Origin of the sequence: Mesorhizobium sp. LHD-90, assembly GCF_030929505.1 — a bacterium.
Lineage (GTDB): Bacteria > Pseudomonadota > Alphaproteobacteria > Rhizobiales > Rhizobiaceae > Kumtagia.
Genome location: NZ_JAVFVV010000013.1, coordinates 94,009 through 107,233 on the forward strand (window position 1 = coordinate 94,009; position 13,225 = coordinate 107,233).

Sequence of the window (13,225 nt, forward strand, 5' to 3'; positions counted from 1 at the left end):
CTACCAGACGCCCGGCAACAGCCGATAGCGAGTTTTTGCCGCGAAATCGGCATAGCCGGGCAGTTCCTCGCGCAGCGTCGCGTCCTCCCAGGCGGTGCGCAGCACCAGCAGCGCTGCCGTCGCGGCCGCTGGAAGCAGCGCCACCAGCGAGCCGAGCGCCAGCGCCATGCCGAAGAACATGGCGATCGCCCCGACATACCCCGGATGCCGGACGAAGGCATAGGGCCCGGTGTCGATGACACGATGCCCGCGCTCGCTCTGGATGCGGACGCCCGGCTCGAAGAAGCGGTTGACGGCTTGCGCCCAGCAAAACAGCGCGATCCCGGCAATCAGCAGGACATAGCCGAGCATTATCGCCCCTTGCGGCGCCGGCATCCAATGGAACCGGCCGGCGTCCAAGCTCGCCACCGGAAGAATCGCCAGGAAAAGCGGAAAGAAGATCGAAAGCAGCACGCGGTCCCAGCCCTTCGTGCCTTGCTGCACGCGGCTGCGGGCGGCGAAAATCACCGGATTGACGCGCCAGAGAACCAGAGCGGCGGCGACCGTCGCGACGGCAAAGACCGCGAGAAACAGCCAACCGGGCAACCAACGCAACGTGCCGGCCGGCCAGAAGACGAGCGCAGCCATCACCAGCGGAATGCCCACCGCATAAGCCACCCATTGCAGCGGCGTCAGCGGTTTCGGATCGTGGAATTCGCTCATCCTGCAGGTTCCCGGTCGCACTGTCCGCTTGAGGTAGGGCGTTCGCTTCGCCCGGACAGGGCAGGACGTCCGGACACGAAAGCGTCATCTTCCTCCTGAAAAGCGTTCGGTATATTACCGTTGCGAGAGGCACGGGAAGAATGCGACGCGATCGGTCGGAGAGTTCGGACATGTCGAAGAGTTTGATGGAACGCGCCTTCCGGACTACCGCGCGGAGCGCAGGTCTTCCAGCCGCCGTCATGGTGGGCGCGCTGTTTTCCGCCTGTCTCGCCGCGTCTTCGACTGCCCAGGCAGCAAGCTGCAAGTCGGAGCCGGCACCCTCCATCGACTGGCAGGACTGCCCCAAGGCCAATCTCGTGCTGGAGCAAAGCGCGCTCGACGGCGCCAATCTGTTCAGTGCGGATTTCAGCTACACTGACCTGCGCGGCTCCAGCCTGATCGGCGCGAATTTCGAGAAGGCGACGCTTATCCGCTCCTCGCTCGCCGGCTCCAAGGCCGACAAAGCGAATTTCAACCGCGTCGAAGGCTACCGCACGGTGTTCTCGCAGGTCTCGGCGGCTGGCGCCTCCTTCGCCAGCGCCGAACTGCAGCGCGCCGACTTCACCGGCGCCGACCTGACCGGCGTGGATTTCGAGAAGGCCGAGCTCGGCCGCGCCAATTTCACCGATGCCGTCATCACCGGCGCACGTTTCCCGATGGCCAACCTGGCGCGCGCCCAGTTGCAGGCTGCGAAATTCGAAGGCCCGCTTGCCTTCGACGGCGCCTTCCTCTTCCTGACCCATATCGAGGGTATGGACCTGAGCCAGGCGACCGGCCTGCAGCAATGGCAGATCGACCAGGCATGCGGCGACCAGAACACCAAACTGCCGGCGGATCTGAAGGCGCCGGCCGACTGGCCCTGCGCGAGCAATTGATCCGTCTTTCCGTTCGACACCCGGTTTCGGCGCGGTTATAAGCCGCCGCATCCAACGGATCCCTGGACATGACCGAGACGATTGAACAGGCGGTGGCGCGCCGCCGCACTTTTGCGATCATCGCCCACCCGGACGCCGGCAAGACGACGCTGACCGAAAAGCTGCTGCTGTTCGGCGGCGCTATCCAGCTCGCCGGCGAGGTGAAGGCCAAGAAGGACCGCATGAACACGCGCTCCGACTGGATGAAGATCGAGCGCGAGCGCGGCATTTCGGTCGTCACTTCGGTGATGACCTTCGAATATGGCGACAACGTCTTCAACCTGCTCGACACGCCCGGCCACGAGGACTTTGCCGACGACACCTATCGGACGCTCTCAGCGGTCGACAGCGCGGTCATGGTCATCGACGCGGCAAAAGGCATCGAGCCGCGCACCCTAAAACTGTTCGAGGTGTGCCGGCTGCGCGACATCCCGATCGTCACCTTCGTCAACAAGATGGACCGCGAGGCCCGCGACACCTTCGAGATTCTTGACGAGATCGAGCAGAAGCTGGCGCTGGACACCGCGCCGATCACCTGGCCGATCGGTCAGGGCAAGACCTTTGCCGGCACCTACCATCTCGCGGAAAACGCAGTGCGGCGCAGCGACGAGGAAATTGAGCGCACCAAGGTGAACGGCCCGGATTCCAACCGCGTCGCCGGGCTGTTGCCCGACAACGACCGGCCGGCCTTCATCGAGGAACTCGACCTCGCCCGCGGGGCCTGCCGGCCGTTCGACCTTGCCGCGTTCCGCGAAGGGCATCTCACGCCGGTCTATTTCGGCTCGGCGCTGCGCAATTTCGGCGTGCGCGACCTGATCGAAGGGCTCGGGGCGTTCGCGCCGCCGCCGCGCGACCAGGAAGCCGATATCAGAACCATCCATGCCACCGAACCGGAGATGAGCGCCTTCGTCTTCAAGATCCAGGCCAACATGGATCCCAACCACCGCGACCGCATCGCCTTCGTGCGGGTCTGTTCCGGCACGCTGGAGCGCGGCATGAAGGCAAAGCTGGTGCGCACCGGCAAGCCGATGAGCCTGTCGGCGCCGCAGTTCTTCTTCGCGCGCAGCCGCATCACCGCCGACGAAGCCTATGCCGGCGACGTGGTCGGCATTCCCAATCACGGAACGCTGCGCATCGGCGACACGCTGACCGAGGGCGAAAACATCATTTTTCGCGGCGTGCCGAATTTCGCCCCCGAAATCCTGCGCCGCGTGCGGCTCGGCGACGCCATGAAGGCCAAGAAGCTGAAGGAAGCGCTGCAGCAGATGGCCGAGGAAGGCGTCGTCCAGCTTTTCCAACCCGAGGACGGCTCGCCGGCCATCGTCGGCGTGGTCGGCGCGCTGCAGCTCGACGTGTTGAAAGAACGGCTCGCCGTCGAATATTCGCTGCCGGTCGATTTCGAGATGTCGCGTTTCTCCGTCTGCCGCTGGATTTCGGCGGCTGATCGGGCCGAGGTGCAGCGTTTCATCGACGCGCATCGCGGCGACATCGCACGCGACCTCGACGGCGATCCGGTGTTCCTGGCCCAGCACGGATTTTCGCTGAACTACGAGGCCGAGCGCTGGAAGGCGATCAAGTTCGACGCGATCAAGGATTATCAGGTGCGCGAGGCGGCCTGACGGGCACCGACGGCCGCACCGGGTTCCGGCGCGGCGGTTTTGTAGCTACAGTGCGAGACACCAAGAGAGAGCCGCCATGCGCCTGCCGATGGTCACCCTTGCCAGCACGCTCCTTGCATCGCCGGCACTCGCCGCCGACATCACGATAGAACTTCCCGGCGGCGACCAGCCCACGAGCGAACAGATCGAATATGTCTGCGAAGGCAGACGCATTTCGGCGACCTACATCAATGCCGGCAGCAACGCTCTGGCCGTGATAGACCTTGGCGACCAGACGGTGGTGATGGCCAACGTGCTTGCCGGGTCTGGCGCAAAATATGCCGGTCAGCAATTCGTCTGGTGGACGAAGGGTCCGGAGGCCTCACTCTACGATCTGACACAGGGAGAGGACAGCGCGCCCGTGGCCGCTTGCCGCCAGGCAAGGTAGTGGCAGGCTGCCTTGCCTATTCGACCACGATGTCACGCGTTTCGCTTAGGACCGGCTGCATGTTTTCCAGAACCTCGATCGTCATCTGGTAGCGGCCGGGTTTCGGACTCCCGCGCTTGCCGGTGAAGGACGAATAGGCGGCCTTGCTGCGATCGAGCGGCGGCGACATGGTTTCGGCAAAGATGTCGCCATCAGGCCCGACGATCGAGATGTAGATGCGGTCGCCTTTCCGCAGGTTCATGAACCAGCCCCAGCCGACGAGATTGGGCGACGAGCCCGTGGCTGCCGGCGGAGCGCCATCGACCACCAGCGCGTCGTAATCGAGGGGACCGCCGGCAAGACCGGCGCCGAGCAGTTGCGGGCCGCCCTTCCCCAGCGCGCCAGCGACATCCGGCTCGAACAGCGAGGCGGGCTGCGCGCCGTCCTTGAGGCAGCCTTGGGATAGCGGCCGGCCGGTCATCGGGTCGATGGGTTTGCCCTCCTTGCGCGCGGTCAGGTGGACATGCGGAAACGCCGCCATGCCTGACGCGCCGATCTCGCCGAGTTTTTCGCCGCGCTTGACCTGGTCGCCCTTGTTCACGGTCACGCTGCCCTGCCGCATATGGCAATATTGGGTCTGCATGCCGCCGCCGTGGTCGAGCAGCACGCCGTTGCCGCAGTCGATGCCGGCAACCGCAGCGCGGTCGGCTTCTGTGATCACGAGGCGGTCAGGCACCCCGTCGCGAAGGCCGTCGACAGCGCCATCGGCGACGGCCGTGACAGCAATTCCCTGTTTCACATCCGCCATGGAGCGCACGCGCAGGTCGATGCCATCGTGGCCGTCATAGGTCGCGGTGCCGCAGAACGGGTCGGCGACACCGGGGCCGGCGTCCATGTCGGCAAATTGCTGGACGAAACAATTCTGGCCGGGCTTGCAATCGGCGGGCAAGCCGAGACCTTCGTCCGCAAGACCAATGCGAGGCGACACGAAAGCGAGGGCGACGCTGACCGCCAGCGCGGCGGCGGCTGGGTGTACCGGGCTCATGGCGGAGCTCCCTTGACTGGAGGGATCGGGCCGAGGTTCGGCCAGAATGCACCGGAATCACCTTGCTTGGCCAGCACAGGCGGGCGACACGACGGCGCCCGGCCTCTCGGCGGTCCTCGGGGGTGCATTCTGGGCGATTTCGGAAGCCCGGCGGTTTCCTTTGCCGGCAGCCGTGCTATTTGCGACGCGTCTGCCCGCCGCCGGCAGCCGAGGAGTTTCATGACTGAACGGTTGGCGAAGCTCAGGCGGCGCCAAAGAGTCAGCCCACGGCCGCCAGGCAGATGCCTTGCCGAAGCTGCAACCAATTGAAGAACAAGCATAAAGCGACCCAGGAACGACCATGACCGACCAGCCCGACCCTAGCCGCTTCGCCCATGTCAGGGACTGGGTGTTCGACCTCGACAACACGCTCTATCCGCACCACACCAACCTGTTCTCGCAGATCGACGTGAAGATGACGGCCTATGTGTCGGAGCTGCTGCGGCTGCCGCGCGAGGAAGCCCGCAAACTGCAAAAAGAGCTTTATCTTCAATATGGTACGACGCTGGCCGGGCTGATGGCGCGGCACAATATCGATTCCGACGATTTTTTGCAGAAGGTCCACGACATCGACTATTCCTGGGTGTCCCCGGACGCCGCGCTGGGCGAGGCCATAAAAGCGTTGCCCGGACGAAAGTTCATCTTCACCAACGGCAATCGCGGCCATGCCGAGCGCACGGCGCAACAGCTTGGAATCCTTGACCAGTTCGACGACATTTTCGACATCGTCGCGGCCGGACTGACGCCCAAGCCGGCGCAGCAGACCTATGACCGCTTCGTCGAACTGCACAAGATCGTGGGCTCAGACGCAGTGATGTTCGAAGATCTTGCGCGCAACCTGGTTGTGCCGAAGGCGCTCGGCATGACCACCGTGCTGATCGTGCCGCGCAATTTCGAGCCGACCTTTTCGGAGATCTGGGAAAAAGATCCGGCGTTCGACGACGCCGTCGACTACGTCACCGACGACCTTGCGGGGTTCTTGACCGGGACGACGCCAAGGGGCTGATTTCCCACGAGGATTTTTCGCCGGACGATGCTGGCGCGAAATCCGTGAAGTCCGGAACATCGTTGCAAATCAAAGGCTTGCCGGAGTACGCGCAACATACAGCGCCGACGCGCTTCACTGGAGGCGCCAAAATAGGGGGCTGGGCTTGCCTTACGGCCCTTTTGGCTGTCGGAACGGCGCCGCGGACTTCACTTTCGCAGGGCGCCTCTCACCGGCTCGCGTCTCCCGCCATCTCTCCCGGCGGAGAAGGAAGATGCCGTCCGCTCAGAGCCCGTAAAACCGGCTGATGATGCCCCAGGCGTCCTCGGCGGTGTCGACGAAGTCGATGATGTCCTGGTCGCCGGGCGAGATGGTGCCCTGATCGGCCAGATAGTCGAGGTCGATGGCGCGTTTCCAGAACTTGCTGCCGAACAGGATGACCGGAACACGCTCCATGCGGCCGGTCTGGATCAGGGTCAGCGTCTCGAAGAATTCGTCGAGCGTGCCGAAGCCGCCGGGAAAGACGCACACGGCCTTGGCGCGCATGACGAAGTGCATCTTTCGGATCGCAAAATAGTGGAAGTTGAAGCAGAGCTCCGGCGTCACGTAAGGGTTCGGCGCTTGCTCGTGCGGAAGCACGATGTTGAGACCTATCGAAGGCGCGCCGACATCGTCGGCGCCGCGGTTGCCCGCTTCCATCACGCCGGGCCCCCCGCCAGTGACCACCACGAATTCGCGGTAGTAGGACAGCGCCGACTGCTGCGAGCACAGCCGGGCGAATTTCCGCGCTTCGTCGTAATAGACGCTGTTCTTCAAAAGGTTCTTCTTCTGCGTCTCGTTCTTGGCGGCCCAGGCCTCGCCGCCCGGCTCGGGCAGGCGGGCGCCGCCGAACAGGATGACGGTGGAGCGGATGCCACGCTCGGCCAGCGTCATCTCCGGCTTCAGGAGTTCGAGCTGCAGGCGCACCGGCCGCAACTCGCGCCGGGTCATGAACTCCTCGTCCGCCCAGGCGAGCTTGTAGGTGGCGGCGCGCGTCTGCGGCGTGTCAGGGACATCCTTGACCCGCTCCAGATCCTGGTCGGCGTGCGAAAGCGGCGTCCAGCCGGTGTTTTCATTGGGATTCATGACAATTCCAGTTCTACCCGTTCGCCTGCGTCACCTTGCGCCGCAGGCGCGATTGACCCGACCCATGGCCTGACATAGGGTCCGCGCCGCCCGGAGGCCGCTTGTCTACTCTACTCCCGCGGCCGACTGCCGCAGCGAGTTGTCAACAGCCTCCCGGAGCTTGATTCAACCCCGGCATGGCGTGCCGTGGTGGAACCAGGCTCTTGCAGAGAGCATGGAAGCCAGCCCTTAACAGCGCGTGTCGCGGAGCACCAGATGGCCAGACCTGACCTGACGAGCCTTGAGAAGACGATCGAGAACGCTTTCGAGGCCCGCGACGGGATTTCGACATCGACACGCGGCGAGGTCCGCGAGGCGGTCGAGGAGGCGCTGGTGCTGCTCGACCATGGCGAGGCGCGGGTTGCCGAGCGCCAGGCCGATGGCCAGTGGACGGTGAACCAGTGGCTGAAGAAAGCCGTGCTTCTGTCCTTCCGCCTCAACCCGATGGAGGAGATCAGCGGCGGCCCGGGCGGCGCGGTCTGGTGGGACAAGGTGCCGTCGAAATTTTCGGGCTGGAGCGGCGTCGACTACGAAAAGGCAGGGTTCCGCGCCGTTCCTTCGGCGATCGTGCGCCGTTCGGCCTATGTCGCGCCGGGCGTGGTGCTGATGCCGTCCTTCGTCAATCTCGGCGCCTATGTCGACAGCGGCACCATGGTCGACACCTGGGCTTCGGTCGGCTCCTGCGCGCAGATCGGCAAGAACGTGCATCTTTCCGGCGGCGTCGGCATCGGCGGCGTGCTGGAGCCGATGCAGGCCGGCCCGACCATCATCGAGGACAATTGTTTCATCGGCGCGCGCTCGGAAGTGGTCGAAGGCTGCATCGTGCGCGAGGGCTCGGTGCTCGGCATGGGCGTGTTCATCGGCAAGTCGACAAAAATCGTCGACCGCGCCACCGGCGAGGTTTTTTACGGCGAAGTGCCGGCCAACTCCGTCGTGGTCGCCGGCGCGCTGCCCGGAAAGCCGCTGCCCAATGGCGAGCCTGGCCCCAGCCTCTACTGCGCCGTCATCGTCAAGCGGGTGGACGAGAAGACAAGGTCGAAGACGTCGATCAACGAGTTGTTGCGGGATTGAGGGCTGGGCGGCGGAACGCCGTGGAGGCCGCCTGCCTCTGTTGTCGGCCAACTGCCGCCCTGTGTGGCGTTGGTGGCCAAGCGGTATCGTCCCACGTTGCCGCACCTGTTTGAAAGCTCAGCGACATCGATCTATTGCTTAGCTTTCGCAAACTTTTTGCAGGTCGGTGCGACGAGCCCATCGGGGGGAGCGATTATGTTGAAAGCTACCGACGAGGAAATCGAGAACATTCGGGAATACTTTGAATGGCAGGCTCCCGACCTGGAAGTAACCTTTATGCAGAAGGTCTACTCGGAAGCCGTCCTGAGCACCCACCACGACGTGTGGGACATCCACACTAACAAGGATCGCTGGTGGGTCATTACGGGCGGCACAAACCTCTATTCTCAGGAGCAATTCCCAAATATGGACCTTGCTCTGACCTTCCATATTGGCCTGATCCTCCGCATTCCGCGTACGGAAAAGCAGCAAGAAGACGATCTACGCATCCTCCCGTTCGGCCCCGTTTTTGAAAAGTTGGAGGAAGCCGGCACTGCGGTGACACAAGCGCAGAACCTCACGGGTTATCAGGCTGTCGGCGTTCGTTGCCGCGAGGTGCTACTCGAACTGATCGGCGTTGCACAGGACTCCGCGAAGTGGACAGACAGTCCGCCACAGCGTGCGAACTTCCGCGCTTGGACGGAGATCATCTGCAACGATCTTCTGCCGAGCGACACAAACAAAGAACGTCGCGGGGCCCTCAAGGGTGCGCTTGAGACTGCATGGACGTTTTCAAACTGGCTGACGCACTCAAAGTCGGCCACCTGGATCGATGCAGACATGGCGCACTCGTTGCTTCAGCATGCTACCGGCATGGCGACCTCATTGATCCTTCGCGAGTTACGAGGTGTACCCGAAGAATGCCCGACGTGCGGATCGCCGCATCTCGAACCCGACAACGGCGAGAATACCGCCGCACCCGGCATAATCTGGGAGCGACCGCGTTGTACCGACTGTGGATGGACCGGCAGGCCCGTACCAATCATCGACCTCGAGGATGGACAGCCCATCATCACTCGCGAAGGCGAAAAATCCGACGAGCACAGCATCATGGCGGTACCGCTACGCACCATTCTTAAGCCTGGTGATCTACCGATCGAGCCGTCGAAGAAAAGAGAGGCCGGGCCTCCGGAGCCCGTCGTCTATTTTGCCTACGGATCGAATATGTCGACCGCCCGCTTGCGCAAGCGCATGCCAAGCTGCGAGCCGCTCGGCATTGCAATATTGCCTGGTCACACGCTTCGCTTCCACAAGCGCAGCACGGATAAATCCGGGAAATGCAACGCATTTGCCAGCGGCAACAACAGAAGTGTAATAGGAGTCCTGTTCAGCTTCGATCCTACCCAGCGTGACAAGTTAGACGAGGCTGAAGGCGTTGGCAGCGGCTACGAGCACGCGATGGTCACGGTCATCAATGACAAGGGTCGCAGGCGAAAAGTCCTTACCTATCTGGCCACACCTGACTACATCGACGACAGCCTTAAGCCCTATAGTTGGTACAAGGACTTTGTTCTTGCAGGTGGCAGGGAACACGGACTACCGCCGGAGTATATTGCCGAATACATCCAGTCGGTTGAGGCGATCGACGACCCCAGCGCGGCTCGCGACAAGAAGCAGCGAGCCACACTCGCAAATCACGGGCTATGAGACTACGGATCGGCGCGAGTTGCCGACCCATCTAAGCTCCTGTTTTTCCATCGTATTCGACAGAGACGGTTTCCGGCCTTCCGATCCGCTCCCGGAGATGGTAGGCGTGGCCCGCCAGATTTGGAGTGAATTCGCTTGCAGGGCCAACCGACATTGCCGTGGCTGTTTTTCAGCTTCTCAGGAAGGCTCGGCCGCCAACCCTACGCGCTCGCCGGCCTGCTGTGCTACATGGCGCGCACGTTCCCGCTCTACCGGATCATCGTCGCGCCGAACGAGGAAGCGGCGAATTTCTGGGGCGGAATCTTCCTGCTCGTCGCGCTCTGCTCCTTCTTCGCGCTGGTTCCGCTGGCGGCGAAACGCCTGCAGGATTTCGGCAAGCCGACCGCGCTGGCCTTCCTGTGTATCCTGCTCGACATACTGATGTATCTGCCGCTGTGCTTCATCAAGGGCGATCCGGGGCCGAACCGTTTTGGGACGGCGACCAACCAGCCGAAATAGCCGGGGCCGGGATGGGGGCCGGAAGATGTCATACCGCTCGCTCGACCCCCGACTGATCATCGAAACCGCGGAGCGGCTGGAGGCAAGGATCGCCGACCGGTTCCCGGAAACGGGCCTGCGCAAGGTCGGCAAGGAACTGGTGTCGCTGGCGCGCGATATGCGTGACGCCGCGGTCGACCTCCAGCGGCCGATCCGCTGGCTTCGCATCCTGGTCGGTGTGGTGATCGTGCTGGGGGCTTGCGTGCTGCTCACCGTCGGCGCCTATCTGCGGTTCGACCGGCTGACGGGCAGCGGCGACGTGATCGAGTCGATGCAGGGCATCGAGGCGGCGCTCAACACCGTCATCCTCGTCACCGTCGGCGTGCTGGCGCTGGTGCATACCGAGGACCGGATCAAGCGACGTCGCGTGCTGCGGCAGTTGCACGGGCTGCGCTCGCTGATCCACGTCATCGACATGCACCAGTTGACCAAGGATCCGGCGGCGCTGTCATCCGGCTTCAAGCCGGCGGCGCATTCGCCGAAACGCACCATGAGCCGAGCCGACCTGCTGCGCTATCTCGACTACTGTTCCGAGATGCTGTCGATCACCGGCAAGCTGGCGGCGCTGTTCGCCCAGTCGGTCAACGACGAGGTGGTGGTAGCGGCGGTCAACGACGTGGAAAACCTCGGTTCCAACCTGTCGCGGAAAATCTGGCAGAAGATCACCATGCTCGACGCGGAGAACGGCACGGCAAGTTAAGCGGCGGCGCGACATGCTTTATGCGGGTCTTTTTTTTGACCGTCGGCGCTGCCCCTCATTGCCCTGCCAGACATCTCTCCCGTTTACGTCAGGGCAATCGCATATGGACATTATGCCGCTCCGAGCCGGCTACGCCGGCTCGGAGCGGCATCTCGCCGCAGGCGAGGCGTCGAGGATCATCTCGCAAAGTAGGTCCATATGCGATTGCCTGGCGTAAACGGAGAGATGCTCGGCAGGACAGTGAGGGGCGGCACCGACGGCCAAGGAAATGACCCTTGGGATTATTGGGGGAACCGCTGCCGGTATCTTGCGACCGCTTCCGGGTTGCGCAGGTTGAGCGGCAGTTCGCCGGCAAGCACACGCAGCGCCTCCTCCACCGCGCCGACCCCCATGCGCATCATGCTTTCCTCGGTGATGCCGGCCAGATGCGGCGTGACGATGACGTTGTCGAGGCCCAGATAAGGATGGTCGGGCGCCAGCGGCTGGCGCGTGAACACGTCGAGCGCCGCCCCGCCGATGCCGCCCTCGCGCAGCGCCTCGAGCAGCGCCTCGTCGTCGATGACCGGGCCGCGCGAGACGTTGACCAGCAGCGCGCCGGGCTTCATCGCAAGAATCCTTTGCCGGCTCATCAGACCGACCGTGTCGGGCGTCAGCGGGCAGGCAAGCACGATGATGTCGCTCTCCGCCACCAGAACGTCGAGCGGCACGGCGCGCGCATGGTCCGGAAAGCCTTTGCCGCTGCGGCTGGCGCCCAGCACCTCCAGACCGAAACCGTGATGGCCGATCGCCGCCACTTCGCGGCCGATGGCGCCCATGCCGACGATGCCCAGGGTGCGGCCGGCGAGCTCGCGCGCCGAATTGGCGTGTTCGCGGCCGGCGAACCAGCCGTGCCTGCGGAGGTCGCCGTCGATCCTGCGAAAGCCGCGCAGCAGCGCCAGCGCCGCAAAGATCGCGTGCTCGGCGACGGAACGTGCGTTTGCGCCCGGCAGGTTGGCCACCAGCACGCCGGCGGCGGTGGCTTCCTCGACCGGGATCATGTCCAGCCCGGCGCCGTGGCGGATCGCGGCGCGGATGACATGGTCGCCGGCAAACATGTCCGGCGGCAGCACGGCGCGCACGATCACCGCGGCCGCGTCGCGCGATTCCTGTTTCAGCGTCGCCGCATCCAGCGCCGAAGCAATGCGAAGCTCGCCCGCGCCGGCGAGCATCTTTGCCGCGCGGGGATGAAGGGGGTGGGTGGAGTAGATGATCGGCACGGTCTAGGCCGAAGTCCCACGGCACTGGTGGGGCCGGATGTTGGGGGAGGCCGTATTCCGTCCAGCACCCCTCATCCGCCTCGCTGCGCTCGGCACCTTCTCCCACAAGGGGAGAAGGGGGAGTTTCGCGCTTACGCCCCCACAAATCTCGATCGTTGATGATTGGCTGAGACGGAAGTGCCGAGCTCCCCCTTCTCCCCTTGTGGGAGAAGGTGCCGAGTGTAACGAGGCGGATGAGGGGTGCTGGAAGGAGTGCGACAACCGGGACTGCAACGTCGCGAACTCCAAAAGCTGCGCTACCAAAGGATTAGAACTGTCAACCTTGATGAACCATTGAAGACAAATGCCCATCACGCCTTCTCCAATGCCTTCGTCGCCTCCTCGTTGCCGGAGATCAAGCCCTTCCAATAGCTCTCAGCCCCTTGCAGATGCGCGCTCATCAGCGCCTGCGCCAGATTGCCGTCGCGGCGCACCAGCGCGTCGAATATCTGCAGGTGCTCGGCATGCGAGCGCCGGCCGCGCTCCGGGTCGTTGAAATAGATCGGCAGGCGCCGCTCGCCCAGCACGTAGTAGATGCTGCAGATCTTGTGGAAGACGCTGTTCTGCGTGGCCCGCACGATCTCCAGGTGGAAATCGCGGTCTTCTCGCGCCAGCCCTTCGCCGGCCGCCAGCCGCGCCTCGGAGGCCGCGAGAATCTCGCGCAGCCGTTCGAAATTCTCCTCGGTGGCGCGTGAGCAGGCGAGCTCGGCCGCCTTGATCTCGTGGATCTTCCTGAGCTCCACCGTCTCGTAGATCTGGATCGGGTCGAGCGGCACGCCGGCCTTGGCGAACAGCGCCATGGCCTCGACGCTGGCCTGGCGGGTGGTCAGGTAGATGCCGGATTTTGCCCGCCGCTCGACGATGCGCATGGCTTCGAGGATCGCCAGCGTCTCGCGGATCTGGCCGCGGCTCACGGAAAAATGCTCGGCCAGTTCGCGCTCCGAGGGCGTGCGGCCCGTCTCGCTGTTGGAGCAGGCGTAGAGATAGGCCGCGAGTTCGGCGAGGAGATCCTTTTCCTTCATC

Annotated in this window: 13 protein-coding genes; 8 read left to right on the forward strand and 5 right to left on the reverse strand. The window is 63.9% G+C overall.

What is annotated here, in order from left to right; genetic code table 11:
• Positions 1 to 702: an isoprenylcysteine carboxylmethyltransferase family protein gene (locus RB623_RS19220; protein WP_308058546.1), complete on the reverse strand. Its 702-nt coding sequence runs from the start codon at positions 700 to 702 to the stop codon at positions 1 to 3.
• Between the two features lie 185 nt (positions 703 to 887).
• Here RB623_RS19220 and RB623_RS19225 point away from each other — a divergent pair, with 185 nt between their 5' ends.
• The 3 genes from RB623_RS19225 (at position 888) to RB623_RS19235 (ending at position 3,701) form a co-directional block, all read left to right on the forward strand.
• The gene (locus tag RB623_RS19225) at positions 888 to 1,616 is read left to right on the forward strand and encodes a pentapeptide repeat-containing protein (RefSeq protein WP_308058640.1); all 729 of its coding nucleotides are present in this window, start codon (positions 888 to 890) and stop codon (positions 1,614 to 1,616) included.
• Between the two features lie 68 nt (positions 1,617 to 1,684).
• Entirely contained in the window at positions 1,685 to 3,274 is a 1,590-nt protein-coding gene (locus RB623_RS19230; protein WP_308058547.1) for a peptide chain release factor 3, read from the forward strand.
• A gap of 76 nt (positions 3,275 to 3,350) precedes the next feature.
• Positions 3,351 to 3,701, forward strand: coding sequence for an MliC family protein (locus RB623_RS19235; RefSeq protein WP_374121709.1), 351 nt, complete (start codon positions 3,351 to 3,353; stop codon positions 3,699 to 3,701).
• 16 nt (positions 3,702 to 3,717) lie between these two features.
• On the opposite strand, the gene RB623_RS19240 is transcribed toward RB623_RS19235, so the two are convergent.
• Complete coding sequence (locus RB623_RS19240) at positions 3,718 to 4,725, reverse strand: M23 family metallopeptidase (protein ID WP_308058548.1); 1,008 nt, start codon at positions 4,723 to 4,725, stop codon at positions 3,718 to 3,720.
• 340 nt (positions 4,726 to 5,065) lie between these two features.
• Here RB623_RS19240 and RB623_RS19245 point away from each other — a divergent pair, with 340 nt between their 5' ends.
• A complete protein-coding gene (locus RB623_RS19245) occupies positions 5,066 to 5,770 on the forward strand; it encodes a pyrimidine 5'-nucleotidase (protein ID WP_308058549.1) in 705 nt (234 codons plus the stop codon).
• 264 nt (positions 5,771 to 6,034) lie between these two features.
• On the opposite strand, the gene RB623_RS19250 is transcribed toward RB623_RS19245, so the two are convergent.
• The gene (locus tag RB623_RS19250; protein WP_308058550.1) at positions 6,035 to 6,874 is read right to left on the reverse strand and encodes an LOG family protein; all 840 of its coding nucleotides are present in this window, start codon (positions 6,872 to 6,874) and stop codon (positions 6,035 to 6,037) included.
• 255 nt (positions 6,875 to 7,129) lie between these two features.
• On the opposite strand from RB623_RS19250, the gene dapD reads away from it, so the two are divergent.
• The 4 genes from dapD (at position 7,130) to RB623_RS19270 (ending at position 10,907) form a co-directional block, all read left to right on the forward strand.
• A complete protein-coding gene (gene dapD / locus RB623_RS19255) occupies positions 7,130 to 7,984 on the forward strand; it encodes a 2,3,4,5-tetrahydropyridine-2,6-dicarboxylate N-succinyltransferase (protein ID WP_308058551.1) in 855 nt (284 codons plus the stop codon).
• Between the two features lie 195 nt (positions 7,985 to 8,179).
• Entirely contained in the window at positions 8,180 to 9,670 is a 1,491-nt protein-coding gene (locus RB623_RS19260; RefSeq protein ID WP_308058552.1) for a gamma-glutamylcyclotransferase family protein, read from the forward strand.
• A 135-nt stretch (positions 9,671 to 9,805) separates the two neighbouring features.
• The gene (locus RB623_RS19265; protein WP_308058553.1) at positions 9,806 to 10,168 is read left to right on the forward strand and encodes a DUF805 domain-containing protein; all 363 of its coding nucleotides are present in this window, start codon (positions 9,806 to 9,808) and stop codon (positions 10,166 to 10,168) included.
• A gap of 25 nt (positions 10,169 to 10,193) precedes the next feature.
• Complete coding sequence (locus RB623_RS19270; protein WP_308058554.1) at positions 10,194 to 10,907, forward strand: hypothetical protein; 714 nt, start codon at positions 10,194 to 10,196, stop codon at positions 10,905 to 10,907.
• A gap of 281 nt (positions 10,908 to 11,188) precedes the next feature.
• Here the strand turns inward: RB623_RS19270 and RB623_RS19275 are convergent, their stop codons facing one another.
• Positions 11,189 to 12,163 (reverse strand): NAD(P)-dependent oxidoreductase, encoded by a 975-nt coding sequence (locus tag RB623_RS19275; protein WP_308058555.1) that lies wholly within the window; start codon positions 12,161 to 12,163, stop codon positions 11,189 to 11,191.
• Positions 12,164 to 12,513: 350 nt separating this feature from the next.
• A complete protein-coding gene (locus tag RB623_RS19280; RefSeq protein ID WP_308058556.1) occupies positions 12,514 to 13,224 on the reverse strand; it encodes a FadR/GntR family transcriptional regulator in 711 nt (236 codons plus the stop codon).
• Position 13,225 lies beyond the last annotated feature (1 nt).